Origin of the sequence: Arthrobacter sp. PAMC 25486 (genome assembly GCF_000785535.1) — a bacterium.
Classification (GTDB): domain Bacteria; phylum Actinomycetota; class Actinomycetes; order Actinomycetales; family Micrococcaceae; genus Specibacter.
Map to the genome: position 1 here is coordinate 1515141 of NZ_CP007595.1, position 22956 is coordinate 1538096.

Annotated in this window: 16 protein-coding genes; 7 read left to right on the forward strand and 9 right to left on the reverse strand. The window is 63.8% G+C overall.

Annotated elements, in window-relative coordinates; genetic code table 11:
• Positions 1-24 precede the first annotated feature (24 nt).
• The 3 genes from art_RS06910 to art_RS06920 are packed head-to-tail and all read right to left on the reverse strand — an operon-like array spanning position 25 to position 4312.
• Positions 25-2976 (reverse strand): FtsX-like permease family protein, encoded by a 2952-nt coding sequence (locus art_RS06910; RefSeq protein WP_052136092.1) that lies wholly within the window; start codon positions 2974-2976, stop codon positions 25-27.
• Positions 2973-3704 (reverse strand): ABC transporter ATP-binding protein, encoded by a 732-nt coding sequence (locus tag art_RS06915; RefSeq protein WP_038463413.1) that lies wholly within the window; start codon positions 3702-3704, stop codon positions 2973-2975. The genes art_RS06910 and art_RS06915 overlap by 4 nt, the downstream gene beginning before the upstream one ends.
• On the reverse strand, positions 3701-4312 hold the full coding sequence (locus tag art_RS06920) for a PadR family transcriptional regulator (protein WP_038463416.1): 612 nt from the start codon (positions 4310-4312) through the stop codon (positions 3701-3703). Before art_RS06920 ends, art_RS06915 begins: the two co-directional genes overlap by 4 nt.
• 357 nt (positions 4313-4669) lie before the next feature.
• Between art_RS06920 and art_RS06925 the strand changes: the two genes are divergently transcribed.
• The 4 genes from art_RS06925 to art_RS06940 all read left to right on the forward strand — a co-directional run bounded on the left by art_RS06925 (position 4670) and on the right by art_RS06940 (position 9478).
• Positions 4670-6112, forward strand: a complete 1443-nt coding sequence (locus art_RS06925; RefSeq protein WP_052136093.1) for a cytosine permease — start codon at positions 4670-4672, stop codon at positions 6110-6112.
• Entirely contained in the window at positions 6112-6957 is an 846-nt protein-coding gene (locus art_RS06930; protein WP_038463418.1) for a nitrilase family protein, read from the forward strand. The genes art_RS06925 and art_RS06930 overlap by 1 nt, the downstream gene beginning before the upstream one ends.
• 61 nt (positions 6958-7018) lie before the next feature.
• Positions 7019-7981, forward strand: a complete 963-nt coding sequence (locus art_RS06935) for an endonuclease/exonuclease/phosphatase family protein (RefSeq protein WP_052136094.1) — start codon at positions 7019-7021, stop codon at positions 7979-7981.
• Between the two features lie 120 nt (positions 7982-8101).
• Positions 8102-9478 carry a GH1 family beta-glucosidase gene (locus art_RS06940; RefSeq protein WP_038463420.1) on the forward strand — a complete coding sequence of 459 codons (1377 nt, stop codon included), beginning with the start codon at positions 8102-8104 and terminating at the stop codon, positions 9476-9478.
• 3 nt (positions 9479-9481) lie between these two features.
• Here art_RS06940 and art_RS06945 read toward each other — a convergent pair whose 3' ends face one another.
• Positions 9482-11281 (reverse strand): sulfatase, encoded by a 1800-nt coding sequence (locus tag art_RS06945; protein ID WP_038463422.1) that lies wholly within the window; start codon positions 11279-11281, stop codon positions 9482-9484.
• Between the two features lie 95 nt (positions 11282-11376).
• Complete coding sequence (locus art_RS06950; protein WP_052136095.1) at positions 11377-12651, reverse strand: MFS transporter; 1275 nt, start codon at positions 12649-12651, stop codon at positions 11377-11379.
• 187 nt (positions 12652-12838) lie between these two features.
• Here art_RS06950 and art_RS06955 point away from each other — a divergent pair, with 187 nt between their 5' ends.
• Positions 12839-13300: a carboxymuconolactone decarboxylase family protein gene (locus art_RS06955; RefSeq protein ID WP_038463424.1), complete on the forward strand. Its 462-nt coding sequence runs from the start codon at positions 12839-12841 to the stop codon at positions 13298-13300.
• A gap of 58 nt (positions 13301-13358) precedes the next feature.
• Positions 13359-14828, forward strand: a complete 1470-nt coding sequence (locus tag art_RS06960) for a carboxylesterase/lipase family protein (RefSeq protein WP_038463426.1) — start codon at positions 13359-13361, stop codon at positions 14826-14828.
• Positions 14829-14885: 57 nt separating this feature from the next.
• On the opposite strand, the gene art_RS06965 is transcribed toward art_RS06960, so the two are convergent.
• The gene (locus art_RS06965; RefSeq protein ID WP_038463428.1) at positions 14886-18221 is read right to left on the reverse strand and encodes an AAA family ATPase; all 3336 of its coding nucleotides are present in this window, start codon (positions 18219-18221) and stop codon (positions 14886-14888) included.
• A gap of 269 nt (positions 18222-18490) precedes the next feature.
• On the opposite strand from art_RS06965, the gene art_RS06970 reads away from it, so the two are divergent.
• Positions 18491-19147 (forward strand): bifunctional 2-polyprenyl-6-hydroxyphenol methylase/3-demethylubiquinol 3-O-methyltransferase UbiG, encoded by a 657-nt coding sequence (locus tag art_RS06970; protein WP_038463430.1) that lies wholly within the window; start codon positions 18491-18493, stop codon positions 19145-19147.
• Positions 19148-19386: 239 nt separating this feature from the next.
• On the opposite strand, the gene art_RS06975 is transcribed toward art_RS06970, so the two are convergent.
• The 3 genes from art_RS06975 to art_RS06985 all read right to left on the reverse strand — a co-directional run bounded on the left by art_RS06975 (position 19387) and on the right by art_RS06985 (position 22921).
• Positions 19387-20187, reverse strand: coding sequence for an IclR family transcriptional regulator (locus art_RS06975; protein ID WP_157875188.1), 801 nt, complete (start codon positions 20185-20187; stop codon positions 19387-19389).
• 78 nt (positions 20188-20265) lie between these two features.
• A complete protein-coding gene (locus art_RS06980; protein WP_038463434.1) occupies positions 20266-21522 on the reverse strand; it encodes an aminopeptidase P family protein in 1257 nt (418 codons plus the stop codon).
• 64 nt (positions 21523-21586) lie between these two features.
• Positions 21587-22921: an MFS transporter gene (locus art_RS06985; RefSeq protein WP_253901580.1), complete on the reverse strand. Its 1335-nt coding sequence runs from the start codon at positions 22919-22921 to the stop codon at positions 21587-21589.
• Positions 22922-22956 lie beyond the last annotated feature (35 nt).

A 22956-nucleotide genomic window follows, 5' to 3' on the forward strand; every position in this document is an offset into this window, starting at 1 on the left:
GCACAAAAAGGCGGGCATCCGGTACTAGTCGATGGTCCTGCGCACGAACTTCCTCGGTGGGCCGCCAATGATGAACGCCGTCAGCAGTCCGGTAGCAATGACTGAAACAATTAGGACGCCCTGCACCTGCCACAGCGGCACCGTCTCAAGCCATGGGCTATTACCCATCCCCCTGGCGGCGCGGCGCTGCCAGGCGATGAGGTACCAGCCCAGCCCCAGCCCAGCCAGCGCCCCGAGCGGCACACCTGCGCCGAGCACCACACAGGCCTGGACCAGGGTGAAGCGGCGCAGGAACTTTGGAGTGGCTCCGACCGCGTGCATGGTCGCGGCATCCCGGACTGTCTGGGTGCGGGCCAGCAGGATCGATATGGCAGCAGCAGCAACGGCCAAGGCCGCCAACAGTGCGATGGGCAGCAGCATGGCCTGTTCGCCCCAGGGATAGGGGAGCTGCGGCAGCCCCACCATGAGCAGGTTGTTGTCCGCCATCATCAGCTCCCGGGCCCGGGCCAGTTCGGCCGGCCCGGTTCCCTCGGCAGCAACGACGTACTCCCCCACATATTCGGGGCTTTCTATGCCCAGCCGTGCCGCCGTTTCCGGCGAAACGGTCAGGTAGGACGCGAAGCCCTTCATGAAGGCGCCGGGAACCACCACGGTGTCCTTCGCATTCGAGTCATCAGGCAAGGGATCTGTTGATCTGGCGACCCGCACCGTGCCTTCCGGCGAGAGCATCGCTGCATTATTGACGACGGCGCCCCCTGCCTCGAGCACGGCAGCGGCGGCCTCCGCGCCGGGCCGGCCTGAGGAACGCAGCGCACCGGCGTTCATGATGTAGGTGCTGGTGCCGCCCCACCAGGCCAAACTCATGCCCGGATGGTATGACCCCTCCCAAGCAACGCAGTGCAACGGGGCGCCGACCTCGACGGATGATGCGGCGTCCGGCCATTGATCGTCTGGACATGTTCGGTTCTCCGGCATCACTGCGGCAAGGTGCAGCGGGCCGGTGCCGGGCGTCGTGAAGATGGGGTGGTGCCCGGCCACCGGGAAATCCGCGCGCAGTTTCTCGATGGCATCGTCAATGACCAGGCGGTCAAAGGTGGCGGAGACAGGAACGTTTGGCCCCACCACAAACACGTGGTTGGCGGTCATGGATCCGTTCATGTCCTTTGCGTTGGCCACCATGGAACCCATGGCCACGGCCAGGAAGGACGCGGCCAGCACCGACACCAGGATGCCGGCTGCGGCCGGCAGGAACCGGGAGCTGTGGTCTGCCGCATCGCGCAGCGCCAGGCGTGGCAGCATGGGCAGCCGCCCTGACAGCCTGGCACCGAGCCCCACCAGCGATTTTAAGCTCTGGACCAGGCCCGCGACCACCAGCAGCAGCCCCAGGACCATGAACAGTGCCAGCAGTCCCGGCGCCCCGGATCCGCCTGACGCCATGGCCTGCCCGGAAACGTCAGGCAGCGGCAGGGTCAGCGACAGCGCCGCACAAGCCAGCCCCGCGAGTAACAGCAGCGGCCCGGCCAGGCCGGCCATCCGGCGTCGAACATTGGCATTGGGCTGCGGGGGTTCGGTGGGCCGGTCCTTGAGGGCATCCACCGGCGCCAGGCGTGCGGCCGTCCGCGCCGGGAGCCATGTTGCGATCATCCCCAGGACACCGGCAACAACCACCCCCACGGGCAGGATCCACCATGGGAACTGGGTGGGACCCGATGGGCCCGCATCCCTGGCAATAATCCCCGCGATGGAACCGAGCGCCGCACCCAGGATGCCGCCAGCCAGGCCGACCACCAGGCCCTGGGCCGTGACGATCCGTTTCAAGTCCGACGGCGTGGCCCCCGTCGCCGCTGCCAGGCCGAGCATGCGCCGGGACTGTTCCGTGGACACGGCGAAGGCGGGGGTGACCAGGAACAGGACGAGCAGGCCGCCCACCAGACCGGTCACGGCCACCGCCGCAATACGGCCGAGGAGCGCCACCGGGTCCACCGGGACGGGATACAGCTCGCCGGCGGCCGGGTAGTTCTCCAGAACGTGCCGGGAGACCGCGAACGACTGCAGCCTGTTGAGTTCCTTGGCCTGCTCCCACGTCACGGACTCGTCGCCCACCACGAGCCAATGGCCGTCCACGCCGGCGGGGCTCGCGGCGGCCATGGTGGAAATCCAGCCGTCAAGGGCCCAAGCCTGCGATTCCTCGCTGTCGACAATGCCTGCGACACGGTAGCCGCGCTGGGAGTCCTGCACGGCGTCGCCGATGCGGCCGCTGGTGCCCATCATGCCGTTGAACGGCGGGGCCACCAGCACCAGTGAGTCACCTGCTGCCACACCCAGCTGGCTGGCCAGGGCGGAGGTGAGGACCGTGCCGGAGCTGTCCGCCGGGAACGACCCCGACGACAGCCGGGGCAGCAACAGTCCGAGCGTTTCCGCGTCCGCTTCCTGCAGCGTGGAAACACTGATCTTCCTGCGGTCCACGGATTCAATGACACCGGCGCCGGCAACTGCCTGTTCGCCGGGTTTCAGGTCAAGCCCGGTGGTGGCCAGCAGCTGCGGTGAATTCCAGTACTGTCGCAGTGAGTTTCCGGCGGGGAGGATGCCGGATAGTTCCTTGAAGCCGGCGGGGACCTGGCTGACATCGTCAATCCACGGCCCCGGCGCGCCCTCGGGAATTTGAGGAAAGGGGACGCTTGTTGGGGTGACCGCCGTGGCTGTCACCGTGGCGTGCACACCGTCGGGAATTCCAGCCAAGGCCAGATCCCGGCTGGGCACGGCAGACTGGGTCAGCACCGTCCCGCCAACCAGTGCCGCGATGGGCAGGGCGACCAGCAGCGTGGCGAGGACGGTCCGCGCGCGGTGACGGACGGCGTCGTGTGCGGCAAGTCGCAACACGGCAAGCCATGGGCGCCACCACCGCTCAACCATGCCCGCGGCAGGGTGCGGCACGGGAGCCGCGGCGGTCCGTTCCATGGTGTCCGCCGCGCTCATGCGGTCCCCTGGCTCAAGAGTTCGGACGCGTCCGACGGGCCCGACTGGTCGATGATCCGCCCGTCCCGCAGGAACAATGTCCTGTCGGTCCAGGCCGCATAACGCGCCTCATGGGTGACCATCAGCACGGCGGCGCCGTTGTCTGCCTTCTCCCGCAGCAGGCGCAGAACGGCTGTGCCGTTGGTGGAGTCCAGGGCTCCGGTGGGCTCGTCAGCGAGCAGCAGGCGCCGCGGCCCCACTAATGCGCGGGCGATGGCAACCCGCTGTGCTTGTCCGCCGGACATGTCCTCGGGGCGCCGGTCCGCCAGCTCGGCCACCCCCGTGTCGTCCAGGCTCGCAAGGGCCGCCTGCCGGGCTTTCTTCTTGGACCAGCCGTCGAGCTCCAACGGAAACGCCACGTTCTCCGCGGCAGTCAGCGCCGGGAGCAGGTTGAAGTCCTGAAAGACGTAACCCGCGGACCGTCGTCGGATCACGGCACGCTGGGCGATGCTGAGCGTGGCCAGGTCAGTACCCTCCACCAGAACCTGCCCCGCGGTCGGCACGTCCAGCCCGCCTGCCAGGTGCAGCAGCGTTGACTTGCCGGAACCGGAAGGGCCCATGACGGCTACAAATTCGCCCGGCTGGATCGCAATGGTGGCATCGGCGAGGGCCTGGACAGCCAGCTCCCGCTCACCATGAACGCGGCAGGCGTTGCGGATTTCCAGGACGGGGCTGGTGTTGGCGGTCATCGCTTGCTCCGGATCTTGGCGGGCCTGGCGTTGGCTGCGACTGGCACCTGGGTGGCCGAGGCTTTTGCCCCAACTTGGGCTGATGCCAGCGCCGCGGCCTGCGCCCGCACCAGGGTTTCTTCCACGTCGTCGAGCCAGCGCAGCTCGGCTTCCGTGGTGAAGATGTGATTGTCCAGGACCAGCCGAACAGCGATGTCGCCCTGCTCCACGGTGCGCCGCGCCTTCGTGATGTCATGGAGCACCCGCAGTGTGGCTGAGCGTTGGCGCTGGACCAGTGCGGCAACATCCACACCGGGCACTGTGACGGCGAGCGCCAGCTTGATGACCAGTTCGTCCCGCCCCGGCGTTTCTCGCGGAACGGGGCTGTGCCACCAGCTTTCCACCTCCGCCAGCCCGCTGGCCGTCAGCCGCCACGGCTCCGGCTCCCCCGCCTCCGCAGCATCCTGCACCACCAGCCCGTCGCGCTCAAGGCGCTGCAAGGTGGTGGAAACCTGCCCGATGTTTAGCGGCCAGGTTTCCCCCGTTGAGGCGTCAAAATCCTTCCGCAGCTGGTACATGGTGGATGGCTTCCACGAGAGCAGTGCAAGCAGGGCATGCTTTACGGACATGGCAATTCTCCTCAACGGGCCGGCTTCGCGAAGCCGCAACCAATAGTTACTCGGTAATGGTTACAGGGTAACTATTATTTAGCCTGCTCGCAAGGCTGCCCCGCGCGCAGCACGGAACCCAACCCGCCCCGTCACGCCGGGCAGACATCAATCAACCAGAGGTCAGCACCCAAGGTATTGACAGGTGACGGCGCTCACCCTAGGCTCGTGAAGTGGTTTAGGTGCCCGGGAGAAATCAATTGTTTACTATTGGTATCCAAGAGGGCATGCTTTTCTTCCGTTAGTGGATGAACCAAAGGCCCAGGCAGCTCGTTTCCCTGCTGGCCCCATGTCGGCGTGGCAATTGAAAGGACAGCGATGTCTGTTGAGGAAGTGGCAACAAAGCGCGAAAGCGTCATAGAACAGCGGTCCATCGACTACGTGCCTCGGTCGGAGCGGCACGGCAAGGTCTGGCATCAGGGACCGTTCTGGTTCTCGGGAAACTTTGTGCTTCCCACGATGGTGACGGGATTCATTGGTCCGGTCATGGGACTCAGCGTTGGCTGGAGCATCCTGGCGGTTGTCCTGGGAGCCTGTTTCGGCACCTTCTTCATGGCTTTCCACGCCAACCAAGGACCCCGCATGGGGCTGCCGCAGATGATCCAGTCCCGCGCCCAGTTCGGCAGCCGGGGCGTCATCGTTCCGTTTACCGCCACGGTTTTCGTATACATCGGCTTCATGGTCTTTGACACGATTCTTGCCACACAGGGTTTGCAAATTCTTTTGCCCGGCGGAAAGCTCGTCTGGTTCCCCATCATCATCGCCGTCTCCATTGTCATTGCGGTGGTGGGACACGACCTGTTGCACTTCATCCAACGCTGGCTGACCTACATCCTGGTGCTGGTCTTTGCCATCATCACCGTCACGGCCATCATCAACTTTGGCGGCGGCACCGAGGCTGCCGTGGAGTCCGCAGCAGGCTGGAACTTCACGGCTTTCATCGTCCAGCTGTCCCTCGCCGCCGGCTACAACATCAGCTATTCCGTGTACGTCTCCGACTACACCCGCTACCTGCCGGACCATGTTTCCTCGAAGAAGCTCATCTCCTGGGTCTACGCCGGCGCCGCCGGTTCAGCGGTCTGGCTCATGTCCCTTGGCGCACTGATCGCCAGCAACATCCCCAACGCCGATGCGATCGGCGCCATCCACCACGTCGGCGACATGGTGTTCCCCGGCTTTGGCACTTTCGCCGTCCTCATCTCCACCGTGGCCTTGATTTCCATCATGGGCGTCAACGCCTACGGCGCCATGCTGACCGGAACAAGCGCCGTAGATGGCTTCCGAAAGGTCAAGGCCACCGTGCGGCTGCGCATCGTGGGCCTGACCCTCGTGGGGCTTGCCACCTTGGTGATCGCGCTGCTCATCCCCGACGACTACCTGGGCAGCTTCAACGACTTCGTCATCATGATGCTGTACTTCCTGGTTCCGTGGACGGCGGTCAACCTGGTTGATTTCTATTTTGTCCGCCGCGGCAAGTACGCCATTGCAGAAATTTTCAAGCCCGAAGGAATCTACGGCCGCTGGGCCTGGCGGGGCATCGCGGCCTACCTCATCGGTTTTGCCGCCATGATTCCCTTCTTCTCAACCACCTTCTTCTCCGGTCCCGTGGCAATCGCACTCGACGGCGCCGATTTCTCCTTCGTGGTGGGATTGCTAGTGGCCGGCGGCATGTACCTGCTGTTCTCACGCAGTTTTGACCAGTCTGCGGAAGCCAAGGCCCGCACGGCCAGCCAGCTTCTCCTCGAAGGGACCGACGACTGATGTACTCCCCTTCAACAATCGTGGCCTGCTGCCAGGTTTCACTGTCAGTGGACAACCTCCATGGCAACCACACCCGCCTCACCGAGGCAATCGTCAGCGCCGCGGGCCAGGGTGCACAGGTCATTGTGCTGCCGGAACTTGCCAACAGCGGGTACATGTTCAACAGCCTTGAAGAACTTCAGGCCGCGGCCGAACCGTTGGACGGCCCCACCATCCAGGGCTGGAGCAGACTTGCGGCCGAACACAATGTCATCATTGTTGGCGGATTTGCGGAGGCCGGGGTCGACGGGCTCGTCTACAACTCGGCGGCCCTGGTTGACCCTTCCGGCTTGCGCGCCAGCTACCGCAAGGCCCACCTCTGGAACCATGAAAAGGACGGCCTGTTCACCCCCGGCTCAGGCCTGCCGCCGGTTGTTGAGACAACAGCGGGCCGCATCGGCGTCATGATTTGCTACGACCTGGAATTCCCCGAATGGGTGCGGTCGGTGGCCCTCAGGGGTGCCGATATTCTGTGCGCCCCCGTCAATTGGCCGCTGTATCCGCGTCCGGCTGGCGAGCGCTCCTCGGAAGTGTTCCGGGTGCAGGCGAGCGCCAGCGTCAACCGCATGTTCATTGCCGCCTGCGACCGGGTGGGCATGGAGCGCGGCCAGGACTGGCTGGGCGGCAGCGTTATTGTTGATGCAGATGGCTTCCCGCAGGCCTCGGCACCAGTGGGCCGGGACGGCATTGCCCTGGCTTCATTGGATCTCTCCCAGGCCCAGTCCAAGTCCATCAGCGAACGTAATGATGTGCACCGGGACCGCCGCACGGACCTGTACCGGTTGGAGTATCCGGGACAGCACTAATCCAGCCCCCTCCCCGGACCCTGCCAGCATTCACCCAATCTTCCGTGACAGCGTAGTTCCGATGGCATTGCTCGAGGAACAACACACCACACTCCCGGCGCCCAGGGCCCGCACCCGGGCGGGGATGTTCGTTGTCGTCAGTTCCCTTGCCATCACCTTCATCCTGCTGGCACACTCATGGCTCCCCGACATTGCGGGTTTGGGACTCCTCCTTGACTCCGGGCTCATCTGGCTGGGCGCCCTGATCCCCCTTGTGGGCCTGGCCGCCATCGCAGCCCGGCGAAAGTATCTGGCCGCGGCGGTCATGGTGCCGGCCGTCGTCTGGTCCCTGCTGTTCGTCCCGGGCATGATTCCGCTGGCCTGGTCGGCACCGGCACAGTCGCCAGATTCCCTGACGGTGGTCAGCCAAAACTTGCAGGCCGAATCCGGAACGGCGGCAGAGTCGGCGGGCGCCCTGGCCGCCACCGGCGCGCAGGTGGTTGCGCTGCAGGAGATCGACGGTGCGTCCCAGACCTCGGTCGATGCCGAGTTCGACGCGCACTACGAGTATTCCTACCGCATCGGCACGGTTGGCCTGTGGAGCACTTATCCGATCAGCAACGCCCAGCCCCAGGATCTGGGCCTGGGCTGGAACCGGGCGCTCTCGGCAGATTTGGACACCCCCGCCGGCCCGGTCCGCATCTATGTGGTCCATGCAGCCTCGGCGCGCCCAACAGAGCACGCCGAGCGGGACACGATGCTGGCGAATCTTGCCGAGACCATCGCCGCCGATGCCAGCGAACGGATCATCGCCGTGGGTGACTTTAACGCGGCCTCGAGCGACAGGCATTTTTCGCAGCTGACTGCCCTCCTGCGTAAGCCCAAGAACGACGGCGGATTGGCCGGCTTTACCTGGCCTGCCTCGCCTTTTCCTGTGGCCCGGGTGGACCATCTCCTGCAGCGCGGCATGACCGTCACCTCCAATGCCGTAATGGAGGCTGGAGCCAGCGACCACCTGGCCATCCGCACCAGCCTGAACCTGTAGGCAGGGCTTGAGCCTGTAGGCAGAGGCCCTGACATATTGGCCTGATCCCTTGACTTCTCCAGCGGCATCCGAAAGGCTCAGGCCACATAGGTCAGCGCAGTGCTGCGATGAAAGGTCTTCATGGACAAGCCAGAATTTCCCGCGTTTCCCGCCGACTTTGTCTGGGGAGTTTCCACCGCCTCCTACCAAATTGAGGGCGCCGTCAACGAAGACGGCCGTGGCGCTTCCAGCTGGGATGACTTTGTGGCCCAGCCCGGACGGATCGTCAACGGCGACACCGGAAATATCGCCTGCGACCATTACCACCGCTACCCCGAAGACATCGCGCTGATGAAGGAATTGGGCCTTGACGCCTACCGTTTCAGTTTCTCGTGGTCGCGCATCCAACCGGGAGGCAAGGGTGCGGTGAACCCCGCGGGCCTTGGTTTTTACGACAAGCTGGTTGACGGGCTGCTCGAGGCGGGCATCACCCCCAGCCCCACTCTGTTCCACTGGGACACTCCGCTGGAACTGGAACAGGCTGGTGGCTGGCTCAACCGTGACACGGCGACACGCTTTGCCGATTACGCCCAGATTGTAGGCGACCATTTTGCGGACAGGATTCCGCGCTGGATCACCATCAACGAACCAGTCGTGCTGACCATGCTCGGCTACGGCGCCGGCATCCAGGCCCCCGGACTGACCCTCGGCTTTGACGCGCTGCCCGCCGCGCACCATCTGCTGCTGGCCCACGGCCTTGGCGTCCAGGCGCTGCGCGCTGCCGGGGCCTCCAACATTGGCATCGCCAACAACCACGCCGTCACCTGGCCCGCCAGCGAGCACGAGGAGGATCTGCAGGCGGCCGGACTGTACGACAACGTTGCGAACTGGATCTTTGCCGATCCAATCCTCACCGGAGCCTACCCGGAGGAGTTGGCCCCGTTCCTGCCGCCCATCCCCGACGGCGACCTGGACATCATCTCCACACCGATCGACTGGTACGGCATCAACAGCTACAACCCCACACTGGTCGGTGCCCCCACCGCGGGGGAGGCAGCATTGGTTGACGGGCATGAGCTTGACGATTCGCTGCCGTTCTCACTGCGGGAGCTTGAAGGATATCCCCGCACGGACTTCGACTGGCCGGTGGTCCCCGAGGCGTTCACCGAATTGCTGGTGGGATTCAAGGAACGTTATGGCGAGAAGCTGCCACCCATCTACATCACCGAGAACGGTGCCGCGATCAATGACGGACCGGACAGCGAAGGCCGGGTGCGGGATGCGCGCAGGATTGAGTACACAGCTGCCCACCTGCACGCCTTGAAAGCTGCCATGGACGCCGGGGTGGACGTCCGCGGCTACTTCCATTGGTCCCTCATGGACAACTTTGAATGGGCGGTGGGTTTCTCCCAGCGTTTTGGGCTCATCCACATTGACTATGAAACCCAGAAGCGCACGCCGAAGGACTCCTACTACTGGTACCAGGAGCTGATCCGCCGGAACAAGGGCGGCGTGTAACCCCTACCGCACCGGGTCCTGTTGGTGTGCCGACAGTGCCGCAAAGTCGCCGTCAATGGCCCGCAGTGCCTCGTGCGGGATGATGCCGAACGCCAGGTTGGTGATCTCCACCAGTGTCATGCCCATCGCCTCATCCGGCAGCGGACTGTCCACGAGTGCACCCAGTCGCATTCGCAGGACCGCGAGCGCGGCCGGGTCAGCCAACAATTCCCGTAACGTGCGGTTGACGCTAATCCGCCCGCCGGAAAACTCCCGCGCTTCAACCGGCCCGCTGCGCGAGGACAGCACCTGCTCCCATTGCTCACGCACCAGCAAGTGCGCCTCCGTCACGGCCCCTGATTCGGGCAGCCCCAGGCGTTCATATTGTTCCGGCGGCGCCGCGTTCTGGCGCATCAACTCAACGAGCATCGTGGCCATGCGCAGCTCCAACTCATCGTCCTGCAGCGGCTGTTGCTGGTCCGGGTCGCTGTTCAGGTCAAAGAGCAGCGTGCCGAAACTGTGCGGGTCCGTGTAGCTGTAGGCCGGCACGCGCAGCACCGGCATGTCCTTGGTGAACGGCAGCGGGTCAACCAACACGGCCTGGCTCAGGATTTCCGAGGGGAAGCGGCCACGCATATTCGTCGGCATCAGTGTGTAATCAACCAGCGGCTGGTTGCCGGCGCGGGCACAGGCCCGCATGTAGACGTAACGTCCGTCGGTGACGCTGACATGCCCGCCGTGGATGCCAAACAAGCCCGCTTCCCTCACGGGGGTGTCCCGGGCCACCGTGTCCTGCAGCGAGCGGCCTTGCATGTCCGGAGTTGCTTCGACACCGAAGAAGTCCAACAGGGTTGGCCCCAAATCAATGGTCTGCACCAGGGAGTCCCGGCGTTCCCCGCGGACCCCGGCGCGCGGATCCCAAATGAACAGTGGAGTGTGGATGGTTTCGTCGTAGAACGGCGGCGCATTTTTGCCCAGCCAGTCATGTTCACCCAACAGCAGGCCATGGTCGGTGCAGACAATCAGCATGGTGTCGTCCCACAAGTCATGTTCATCCATGGCGTCCAGCACGCGGCCCAGCGAGTTGTCGCACATGGACAGCAGTGCCGCATACTCGTACCGGAGATGCTCCAATTCCTCGGCGGATTCCGTGACCTGCTTGTAGTCGGGCCAGTCAAACTCCGGCCCGTCATAGTTGTGCGGGTACAGCGCCTTGTACTGTTCATAGCTGAAAAAGGGTTCATGCGGGTCAAAGGTCTCGATCTGCACCATCCAATTGTCTGCCCCGTGGTTGCTCTCAATGAAGTGCAGCCCCGCGTCAAAGGTGCCCGTCTGCGGATGGTCGGCCTCGTCCCGCAGGTATTCGCGGTTGATCCGGTCCTGCCGACGCAACACCTGGTTGCTGGAAAACGGCAGCACATCCGATAAATCCGGATCCCCCACACGCCCCTTCCACTCGTCCCCTTCCTGGCCGCGAATCAGCTCGAAGGTGTTGAACCGCGGATGGTACGTTGCTCCGCCGTCGAGCCAGTAGTGCTGGTGATCGGTGGCCAGATGCGTGTAAACACCCGCCTGCTTGAGCATCTCGGGGGCGGAATCATCGAAGGGTTCCAGCGGCCCCCAGCCGCGGTGCAGAAAGTTGTGCCGGCCGGTGTGCAGCTCCCGCCGCGCCGGCATGCACGGCATGCTGCCGCCATAACAATTGTCGAAGGTAGCTGTGCGCCCGGCCAGCCGCTCAAAGTTTGGCGCCTTCACCCAGTCATTGCCATAGGGCGGCAGGAAACGGCGGTTGAGTGTGTCAAACAGGACCACGATGGCTTTCATGGGCGGCTTTTCTCCTTAAAGTACGACGGCGTTCGGGTGCGGTCTGCGGGTGGTTTGGGAACGTCCGCCTTCGGGTGCGGCAGGTGGGTAGGCCGCTACCGCACATTCCGGATGCGGTACACGGCAAATCCGCCGGCAATCATGATGAGCGCAGCCACTACGTACAGGCTGCGGTAGCCGGCAAAGCTCAACACCATCCAACCCACGATTGGTGCGATGGGGATGTGCTGGGCGGTGTTGATCAGGCCCAGGTCACGGCCCCGGGTTTCTGCGTTGGGCAGCAGGTCGGTTACGAGCGCCTGGTCCACCGACAGGAACATGCCAAAGCCAAGCCCCAGCAGTACAGCGGCCACCATGGACGCTTCCCAGGTGGGCAGGATCGCCAGCAACAGTGCCGCGGTGCCCTGCAATCCTGCGGCCATGCCGATGAAGATCCGGCGTTTGCCCCATTTGTCGGAGAGTACCCCGCCCAGCCAGCTGGTGAACCCACAGGCCACGAGGTATATCAGGATCAGCACCAGCAGGGAATCGTCGGGGCTCTTGACCTCAAGGACATCGGCAAGGAAGAACAGCAGGTAAGTGGTGCCCACCAGATTGCCTGAGTAAATCAGTACACGTGAGGCCATGGCCCAGTAATACCCAGGGTAGGCCTTGGGCCGTGGCAGCGTAATGGCGTGGCGCAGAGTGGCCCTGCCAGCCACCCTTTCGGGCGCGGCGGGTTCGGTGAAACGCAGCAGAAACGGCAAGGAACACAGCAGACCCAGCGCCCCGATGAGTGCCCAGCTGCCCGGCACGGAAGTGACCAGCATCGTCACCAGCACCATCCCGATGGCCAGGGCCAAAACTTGGGGAACACCCATGGCTGCGGAGGCGCGGCCCCGCTGGTTGATCGGGACCTGATCGGCGATCATGGCCGAGAGCGCCACCAAAATGGCGGCCTCACCCAGGGCGACGACCGCAACCAGCAAGGCAATGACCACCCAGTTGCTCTGCAGGCCGATGATGGAGAACGGGACGGCCGCTACGGCAAAGCCCAGCAGCGCCCAGGTACGGCGCCGGCCAAAGCGGGAGGTGGTCCTATCGCACAGCACACCGATGACCGGGACGGATAACAGGATCACGATGGCCGTCTCCGCTATGAGAAACGAGGTCACGCTGACTTTGTCGGCAGGGGCCACGGTGGCGCTGATCTTGGCGATCATGAACTGGCCAGGCAGCATGACCAGAAGCCAAAAACCAAACCAGGCCAGGGAAAAATGCCACAACCATGAGGGGCTTACGGGTGACGGCTGGGAGTTCTCGGCCAATGCGGCAGCGGAATCGGCTGGAGCCATCCCCGATCTGGCATTGGCCGGTTCAAGTGTGGCCATGCCTTGAAGTATGCGTGGCGCGGATCACTTGGTCAATGGGTGCCGGCTCCACCGCTCGCCGCACCATGCCCGCGACTGTCTCGCCGACGGCGCATCGCACCCGCATCTGCCCTTGCCAAGTGGGCTATCGAGGAGTTAGCTGAAAATGTCCCTCAGGAAATCTTTCACAAGGAAAGAAGCATCCAGCATGGCTGCCGAACGTCTGAACATCAACGAGATCGACCCGCAAGCCTTCCAACCCATGTACGCCATGGAAAAGTACATCCACGGCGGTACGCTGGGCGAAGATCTACTGGCGCTGGTAAAGATCCGTGCATCCCAAATCAACGGCTGCGCCTACTGCCTGGACATGCACGGCAGGGAAGCCCGCGAGGCCGGCGTGGACAACCGCCGCCTCGACGTGTTGGCCGGCTGGCGGGAGGCCACCGCACTATTCAGCCCCCGTGAGCTGGCTGCCTTGGCGCTCACCGAAGCAGTAACCATGATCAGTGCCGGCGGCGTCCCCGACGACGTGTGGAACGATGCCGCCGCCCAGTTCCCCGGCACGGAAATGCCCTTACTGCTCATGGCGATTTCAGCCATCAACGTCTGGAACCGTTTGGCCGTCACCACCCATCAGACACTGCCGAACATGCCAGCTGCGGTGTAGCTTCCACGGCTCCCGTAAGCTGTGGGAATTACGCCGCAACCAGCCAACGGAGCTCTCCATGTCCCAGCACGACGCCGGTCCCTCCCTGGGCGCAACCGCCACCACCTCCTGCGGCGAGGTTCGGGGAGAGGTGCGTGACGGCGTCGAACATTATTGGGGCATCCCCTACGCCGCCGCTCCGGTTGGAGAGTTGCGTTTTGCCCTCCCACACCCTGCCCCGGCGTGGGAGGGTGTGCGTGATTCAACCGAACCAGGCCCCACCGCACCACAGAATCCGTACACCGGCGCCATTGCCCGGATCCTTCCCACCGTGATCATTGCCGGCGACGGCTTCCTGAACCTGAACATTGCGGCACCGGCGGTCCGGGGGCCGGAGCTGCTGCCGGTCATGGTGTGGTTCCACGGCGGTTCCCTGCAGCATGGCTCCAATGCGCTGGTTGGGTACCGGGGCCGCTCCTTTGCCCGTGACGGCATTGTGTATGTTGCGGTCAACTACCGTTTGGGCGCAGAGGGCTTCTCCGTTCTGGATGGCGCTCCGCGCAACCTTGGCCTGGCCGACCAGATGGCCGCGCTTCGCTGGGTGCAGCAGGAGATCGCCTCCTTTGGCGGGGACCCCCAGCGTGTAACGGTGTTTGGGCAGTCGGCCGGCGGCAACACGGTTGCCGCCTTGCTGGCACATCCGGACGCTTCGACGCTGTTCAGTCGAGCCATCATCCAAAGCGGGCCGTTGACTGCTGACCCGGCAAAGCAGGCCGGGAAGATCACCCAACGGATGGCCAAGGACTTAAAGATTCCAGCCACCCGTGACGCCTTTTCACGATTCTCCCCTGATGAACTGTTGGCGTCGCAGGCACGTGTCACCGCCGGGTCAACGCCCATCACGGGCGGGCTGAGTTTTGCCCTCGCCGTTGACCCGGTCTTTGTCCCGGTGAGCCCGGCCGCGGCGTTTGCCTCAGGTGCCGGATCCGGCACCCCGCTGCTCATCGGCACCACCACGGACGAGGCCCGGCTCTGGCTGGTACCGTCCGGCCTTGTGATGAAACTCAAGGCCCTGCATTTGGCCGTTGCCCGCCGCAAGGTGGGCATTTCTGCTGCCGCTGTCAAGCTGTTCCAGCGCAACAGGCCGTATTCGGTCATGGGCGAAATCCTTGGTGCGCTGGCCACCGACAAGCTGCTGCGCGTACCCATGAACCAGCTGGCGGATGCCCGTCTGGCGGGTCCCGCCCCCACCTATGTTTACGAATTCGCGTGGGAGAGCCCGGTGGAGCACTTGCGGGCCGCGCACGCCGTCGAACTTGGCTTTGTCTTTGACGACCTGCTCTCCCCTGATTCGCTTGGACTGGCCGGCAGCACCGCCCCGCAGCCGCTGGCGACCGAAATGCACCGGGCCTGGGTGGATTTTGCTGTGTCGGGCAGCCCGGGGTGGGAGGCCTGGAACTCACAGCGCCCGGTCAAGACTTTCGACGGCGGCACCAACCCTGTGATTTACGCTCCCCGGGACGAGGAGCGGGTCACGCTCACGCCGTAGTTGGTTGGGCGGCGCAGTTGGGTGGGCGGCGCAGTCGGGTGGGCGGGCGGCAGCAACTCAGTTCCGGAAGGCTCTGGCTTCCTGCTCCCAGCGGCCCAGCCCACTTGCCACCGCCTGCGCCTGCCCGTGCGCGCCCATGGCGGTCAAGGCTACAACCAACCCGCGGCCCGCTTCCTGGTTGCCCGGCTCCATGTCCAGCACCGAACGGTACAGCTGGCTCGCGGACAGCGGCTTGCCAGCGGCTGCATCCTGTTCTGCCAGCGTCACTGCCAGCTGGCAGTACGTCAGCTGTGCCTCGTGGCGCAGGGTGGTGGCCCAATCGGCATAGGGCTCTTCCGCGAAGACATCCCCCAAGTACAGGTTTGCTGCTGAGCGAAGGTCCTGGAGTGTGGTGCCTCGGGCGAGCCTGAAGAACTCCTCAACATCAATGGACACATGCTCCAGCTGCAGCCGCACCGACTCCGCATCCACCATGACAAAATACTGGGGCGGAAAGTTCCGGTTCGGGTCCATGGCGCGCCTGATGGTGTTGATGGCAACAGCAAAACGGTTGGCCAGCCGCTCTGGATGCAACCCCGGCCACAGAACATCCATGAACACCTCCCTCGAGGTGGGAACCCCCCGCGTGCTCACCAACAGCTTCAGCAGTTCCCGGGCTTTCCTGGAGGTCCAGCGGGCGCGCTGCCCGTGGTGGGAAACGACGTCGAACGCCCCCATGACCCGCACCCGGACGCGGCCGTCCTGCCCACAGTTCTGCAAGGACGTTCCAGCCGTGGGGCCAGTGGTGGGCGGCTCTGCAGCCGGCACGAGATTCTGTGCAGCCTTTGCCCGGGCAGCAAGCAGGGGAAAGTCCCGTCTGCGTGCCGACGCCGCCGCTTGCTCCAGCAATCGCGCCGCCTCGGCCAGGGAAGACCCAGAGCGGTCCAAATGGCGCAGCATGAACTCGGCCAGCTCAATCTGGGCCTCCGCCAACCATGCCTGTGCACCGGACCGGGCACTGACATCGACCGCGGCCCGGAGATGCTCCTGCGCCTCGTCCACGAAGCCAAGCCGTTCCGTGAGCAGGCCAAGGCTCCTGGCCACAGTGCCCCAGAAGGCCATGCCAACACCCAGCGGGATCACTTGGCGGGCATAGGGCAGCAACGCATAGCGGATTTCGGCACCAAATTCCTCCGTGCCCAGCTCACTGGCAATCTCGGCCAGCGCGGTCATGGTGGAGAGCCACATGCGGTTCCGGGGAATGGCGGACACATCCTGCAGTGTGTCCAGAAGCTGTTCCGCAGCATCCGTGCGGCCCTGCTTGTGCCAAAGCCACACAAGTGATGCCGCCCAGATTCGTTCCTCCGGGCGCTCGCGCCGGGCATGCAGAAAACTGGACTCCGCGTCATCAATCTTGCCCTGCATCCAACGGATGACACCCATCTGGCCGGTGAATACAGCATCGGCGCTGGATTCATCGGCGGCCATTGCCGCAGCGTGGGCTTCCAGAACCAGCCGCTCCGCCAGCACGGTGTCCCCGTCAAGAATTGCACGCAGGCAGCGGAACCAATGCGCCTGCCTGCTTTGATGGAGCTCCGGAAATTGACTCACAATGTCGCTGCGGTGGGTCAGCTGCAAGTCCAATTCCTGAATGTCACCCTTTTCCAGCAGCGCAATCAACAGCAGAAAGTAACCGACCGAGGCCAGCCGGAACTCGTTGTGCTGCTCCACCACTGCCAGAATCCGCCGGGCGGCACCGTGGCGGGCCGCCACGGTGCCGGGCGACAGATCTGACATGGCGCTAGCCGCCAGGGCATAGGCCTCGGCTACCGGGCAGGCCAATTCAGCGGCGATCCGCAGGGCACCCTCGGCGGCGGCAACGGCCGCGTCCGGATGTCTCGGGTATTGCGCCAGCGCAAGCGTAGCAAGGACCTTGACCCGTTCCAGCCCCGTGAAGGCGTGGCTGTTGTCCAGCGCTTCCTGGCAAGCCTTGATCCGGCGCCGGGCCACCCCATCGGCAAGGTCGAAGTCAAGATGAGGGCCCAAGGCAAGCTGTGCCGTCACCTCGGGGCAGTCTGTCTGGCCCAGCAACTGCCCGGCCCTCAGATAGCTCGCCTCCGCCAAGGCGTGGTTGCCGACACGCCAGTGCGCCTGCCCCACCACCAGGGCGAGCCTGACCGCCGTCGTGCCTTCACATTGATCGAGGGAAGGGATCGTGCCCAGGCCCAACTCCCCCAGTTCCACTGCCTCCTCAAAGGCGAAAGTCTCCAGTGATTCCTGGGCTGCCGCAAGAACCGCGCTCAGCCGTTCCGAAGCCGGTCCCTCCAACAACAACAGGTGGCGCGCCCGTTCCACGGGGTTGGCAGAAAGGTCGGCCACGCGCCGCTGCCGCACCGCCTGAACCTGCGCTGGTGACGCCGACGCCAGAACAACCGTCCGCATCAAGCCATGTGCCATTTCGAAGTGGCCGGCGAAGGGCCCCCGGGCAATGCGTGTTGCCACGCCTCCTGCGAGGGCTTTTTCCACAAGCTCCGTCATGTCAGCAGTGGACATGTCGGAGATGTCAGCAAGTTCCGACAGCGCGGGCGGGCGTTCAAACACTGCCAACGTGACGAGCAGCCACCCGACGTCGGGCTCTTGCGATTCGATGCGGACCTGGGTCAGGGCCAGCAGGTCACCCTGCGCCTCGATCGACATGCCCTCTTGCAGGGCGCCACCCAGTGCCAATAATTCGCCGATGAGGAGCGGATTCCCGTCGCTGATGTCGTGAAAAAAGCTCACAGCCTGGGTCCGGCTCACCAGTTCGTCGACTTCCTCGTAACTCAGCCCCATCAGTTCGATCCGATGGGATGCGAGGAGAAGTTTTTGCAATTGCTCCGAGGCCTGGCCAGTGGAATTTTCCGAGCTGCTGCCAGTGGCACCAACAAAGATGCAATGCTCGTCGGCCAGCTCGGCCGCAAGGTAGCGCAGCATGAGCACGGATTCGGCGTCGGCGTGCTCCAAGTCATCAAGGAGCACCACCAGTGGAATCTTGCGGGCGCAGTCGCGAAGGTGTGCTGCGGCTTCGGCAAAGAATTCGGCCCGGTCCACGGAATGTGATTCCGTCATCAACGACGAATCCAGATCACCAAATTCGAGCCCTGTCAATGGTTCGGAGGCCAGTTCATCAATGATCTGCTCCCACATGCCATAAGCCCGCCCCTGCACTGCGCGGATGGCCGAGCCATACACACCGACGGCTTTGTTGCGGCCTGCAGTCTGGGCAATTTCCTGCAGCAGCCGCGTCTTGCCAACCCCGCTGCCGCCGCTGACCACCACGAGCGCAGTCCCGGCCCCAGGGGTTGCCGCCAGGAGATTTTCGAAAAACAACATTTCTTTTTCGCGCCCGACAAATGAATTTAACGCATCACCCATGGAAATAGTCTTTCACCGAGACCCATTGAATTATGCAACTTCCCACCATGGCCTCATGATAGCCAATGGTCCGTGAAAAAGCGTCAATTCCAGAATGTATCATTTTTTGTCGATAACGAAAATAATACTTTATGCTTCTTGTCGTTCCCTGGGGATCAGGAATGGCTGTTCACCCCCGGGGCGCAGGCCGTGGTCTTGGCCTATGAAGGCGGCCTTCGCCGCGCGCGTTCCGACGGACTATGAACAGGGGGCCGGTATAGCCTGTTCACATGGCGACCTTGTTTGATGAGACCTTCTGGGATGAGCGGTACAGCGGCAGCGGCGCCGTATGGAGTGGCAACCCGAACCCGCAATTGGTGGCCGAGGCTGCCGGGCTCGCCCCCGGCCGGGCGTTGGACGTTGGATGCGGTGAAGGCGCCGATTCGCTCTGGTTGGCAGAACGCGGCTGGCAGGTGAGTGCCGTTGACATTTCAAACGTGGCATTGCAAAAAGCAGCCCACCATGCTTCCGCGAAGGCCGCATCCGGCACGGCCGTACCGGCATTGTCCGGCACTATTGCCTGGGATCACCACGACCTGCTCGCGTGGACTCCCCCAGCCGCTTCCTTCGACCTGGTCACCGCCCAGTTCATGCACTTGCCGAAGGTTGACCGGGACCCCTTGTACGCCCGGCTTGCCGCGGCAGTCGCCACCGGAGGCTCGCTGCTCATTGTGGGGCATGCGGCGTCGGACATTCATGCAGGTGCCCGCAGGCCAGACGTGCCAGATCTTTTCTTCACAGCTGCCGACATTGCCGGTGCCCTGGACGAGAATATGTGGCGGATCGAGGCCTCAGAATCCAGGCCGCGATCCGCTGAGGATTCCGACGGCCATTCGATCACCATCCACGACGAGGTTCTGCGGGCCGTGCGGTTGGCCCTGCGTTAGCGCTTTTGTCGGCTCGGCGCCACTTTTCGCTCCGCTCCCCGCGAAGCCCCGTGATGCGACAACAATGGCGGCTTTGCCGCCTTCGCATCCATTTGATTGTGATCGTGCAGTTGGGGAACGTGTCGGTTCAGGTCGGCTTGTTGAGTGACGGCGTTGCGTTTACAGCCCCGGTGCTCCTGGCAGTGCAATGCACCGTTGCCGCGATGCCCTGCCCAAACGTCAAGGCCGGGGCTGCTGAGTCAGGCGCCACCCAGCCGCTTGGTGATCAATCGTGCCGTTTGCGCACACGCCTCACCCAGGGTCTGCAAGCGTTCCGGGGACACCCGGAACCGTGGTGCCGGGATCAGTACGGCAGCCACCGGGTTGCCGCGGTGGTCGTACACGGGTGCGGCCACACCCACCTCATCCAGCGATGATTCTCCGTAGTTCGTGGCATAGCCGCGCTTGGCAGAGTCGGCGAGCCGCAGCAGGTACGCTTCAAGCCCTGCCTCGTCGATACCGGCAAAGGCGATGGTGCCACTGAGGATGAGCTCACGCACCCGCGCTTCCGGTTCCAGGCCCAGAAAAACCTGCACAGAGGCACTCATGGCGTCGCGGTACAGGGCACCGAGGGGTGTGGTGTGCTTGACCTGCTGGGGGCTGGCAATTTGTTCCACACACATGGCTTCGCTGCCGTTCCACACCATCAGGGCACTGGTCTCGGCCGTCCGCTCCGTCAGCTGGCACAGCAAGGGGTAGGCCACCCGCCGCTCCTCCAATTCGGCCAGCAGGGGTCCGGCCACTGCGATCAGGCCCAGCCCCAGCTTGTAACGGCGAGAGCTTGAATCACGCGCCACGAGGTCTTCTTGTTCCAGGGTGGCCAGGATCCGCGACACTGTGCTTTTGTGCATGCCCACGCGCAGGGCGATCTCCGTGACTCCCAACAACGGCTCTTCGGCGGAAAAACAGCGTAGGACGGCGATGGCATTCACGATCACCGAGGTGCCGCGGGCGTCAGGGGCTGTGTTGGCGCCGTCGGGCGTGTTCGCTGTAGTCGTCATGATCACCATCTTTCCCTATTGCGCTCACGTTGTGGACAAAGGCGGCTGCGGCGGCACGGGCCGCCGCAGCCTGTGGGCTTACGCGCCGATGATGTTGTGTTCCGGGCCGAACGGGAACTTCGTGATGTTCTCAGCACCGTCTTCACCGACCACCAGGATGTCGTGCTCGCGGTAGCCGCCCGCGCCCGGCTGGCCATCCAGAACGGTGATCATCGGCTCCATCGAGACGACCATGCCCGGTTCCAGCACGGTGTCGATGTCCTCACGCAGTTCCAGCCCGGCTTCGCGGCCGTAGTAGTGCGAAAGGACGCCGAAGGAGTGTCCGTAGCCGAAGGTGCGGTTCGCGAGCAGCCCGCGGTCCACGTAGATCTCATTGAGCTCGGCGGCGATATCCTTGCAGACGGCGCCGGGTTTGATCAGTTCCAGCCCGCGGCGGTGGACCTCAACGTTGACGTTCCACAATTCCAGCGAGCGGGCATCGGGCTCGCCCAGGAACAAGGTGCGTTCCAGTGCCGTGTAGTAGCCGCTGGTCATGGGGAAGCAGTTCAGCGACAGAATATCGTGTTCCTGCAGCTTGCGCGTGGTGGCCCAGTTGTGGGCGCCGTCGGTGTTGATGCCGGACTGGAACCACACCCAGGTATCGCGGATTTCCGAGTTGGGGAAGGTGCGGGCAATCTCGTGCACCATCGCCTCGGTGCCGATCAGGGCCACCTCGTATTCGGTGATGCCGGGACGAATCGCGTTGCGGATGGCTTCGCCGCCGAGGTCGCCGATGCGGGCGCCGTGCTTGATGACAGCGATTTCCTCCGCCGACTTGATCATGCGCTGGCGCATGGCGTCCTGCGCCACGTCAACTAAGGTCACGCCGTCGAAAGCTGCCTGGATCTTGTTGCGGTTGTCCAGCGGCAGGGAGTCGTCCTCCACGCCGAGGCGGCGGACCTTGACCCCGCGGGTGCGCAGGGATTCCTGGATGGCGAAGATGTAGTTGTCCCGGCGCCAGTCCGTGTAGACGATGTTGTCGCCGTACCCGCGGCGCCACGGCATGCCGGCGTCGATGTTCGCGGTGACGGTGACGGTGTCGTCCTTCGTCACCACCATGGCGTAGGAACGGCCAAAGGAGGTGAACAGGAAGTCGGAGTAGTACTTGATGCCGTGGTAGCTGGTCAGGACGACGGCGTCCAGGTCCTTGGCTGCCATGATCGTGCGCAGGCCGGCCAGGCGGCGTTCCATTTCTGCGTCGGAGAACGTCAACTGCACCTTTTGGCCGTTATGCAGGACCTTCAAGCGCTCCAGCTCGGCGACGGAGGTGGCGGTTTCGGGGGTGGTGATGGTCATGGTGACTCCTTGTTGATAGTGCTTGTCTTGATATGGGGGAAGGATTGGGGTTCGCCTGAGCCGCTCAGTGTTTCAGGGGGGCCTTGGACGTTTCCTTGGCGAGGGACACGGCAACCAGTGATACGACGGCGGCTGCCATCAAGTACCAGCCAGGGGCCAGGTTGGAGCCGCTGACGTTGATCAGCAGTGTCGAGACGAATAGTGCGGTGCCACCAAAGAGGGCATTGGTGAGATTGAAGCTCACGGCAAATCCGCTGTACCGGACCTTGGTGGGGAACAGTTCGGCGAGGAAGCTGGGCAGCGTTCCGTCGTTGAGGGTCAACATGGCGCCCAGCAGGATCTGGACCAGGATGATCACCACGAAATTTCCTGTGCCCAGGAGCATGAACGCAGGCACGGTCAGCACCACGAACAGGATCGAGGCTGTAATGAGGACCCGTTTGCGGCCAAACCTGTCCGAGGCCATGCCCGTCAGGAAGATGAAGCCAATATAGGTGGCGAGGGCCACGGTGGTGGCGATGAATGACAGGGAGGCATCCAGTCCAACAACCTCGCTGAGGTAGGTGGGCATGTAGCTGAGCACCACATAGAAGCCCACTGCGTTCAGGACCACGGCACCGACGGCGATCAACAGTGGGCGCCATTGTTCGCGGAACATGGCCATGACGGGCGCCTTGATGGCTTCGTCTTCCTTTTCCAGGGCCAGGAATGCCGGGGTGTCCTCAAGCTTCACCCGGATGTAGCGGCCAATCAGGCCCATCGGGGCTGCAAGCAGGAACGGCAGGCGCCAGCCCCAGGAGTTCAGCTGGTCCGGGGCCAGTGACACTGATAGCAGCAACGCGATCAAGGAACCCAGGAGCAGCCCGGTGGCGGTGCTGGCCGGCACCACGGCAGCGTAGAGTCCTCGCCGGTTCGCGGGGGCGTACTCGACCAGGAAGGCTGAGGCGCCGGCGTATTCACCGGCTGCCGAGAAGCCCTGAACAACCCGGATAATCAGCAGCAGGATCGGCGCCCAAATGCCAATGGTGTTGTAGCCGGGTATCAATGCTATTGCGAAGGTTGCCGCGGACATGATCAGGATCGAGAGGGACAGGGCGTTCTTGCGCCCCACCCTGTCCCCGATGTGCCCCCAGATGAAGCCGCCGATGGGACGGACAAAGAAGGAGATGGCGAACAGGCCGAACGTCAACAGCAGCGCGGTCTGCTTGTCTGCTTCGGGGAAGAACACGTGGGAAATGGTGACTGCCAGATAGCCGTACACGGCGTAGTCGAACCACTCAACAAAATTGCCGATGAAGCTGGCGCCAACTACGCGGCGCAAGGTGCTTTTGGATACCTGATTGCAATTCTCGGGGTAGGGCTGTCCACTCAGGCTCGTCGGCTCGGGACGTTGCGGCATCGTTGCCGCCCTGCCGGAGCTTGTGGGTTGCTGAT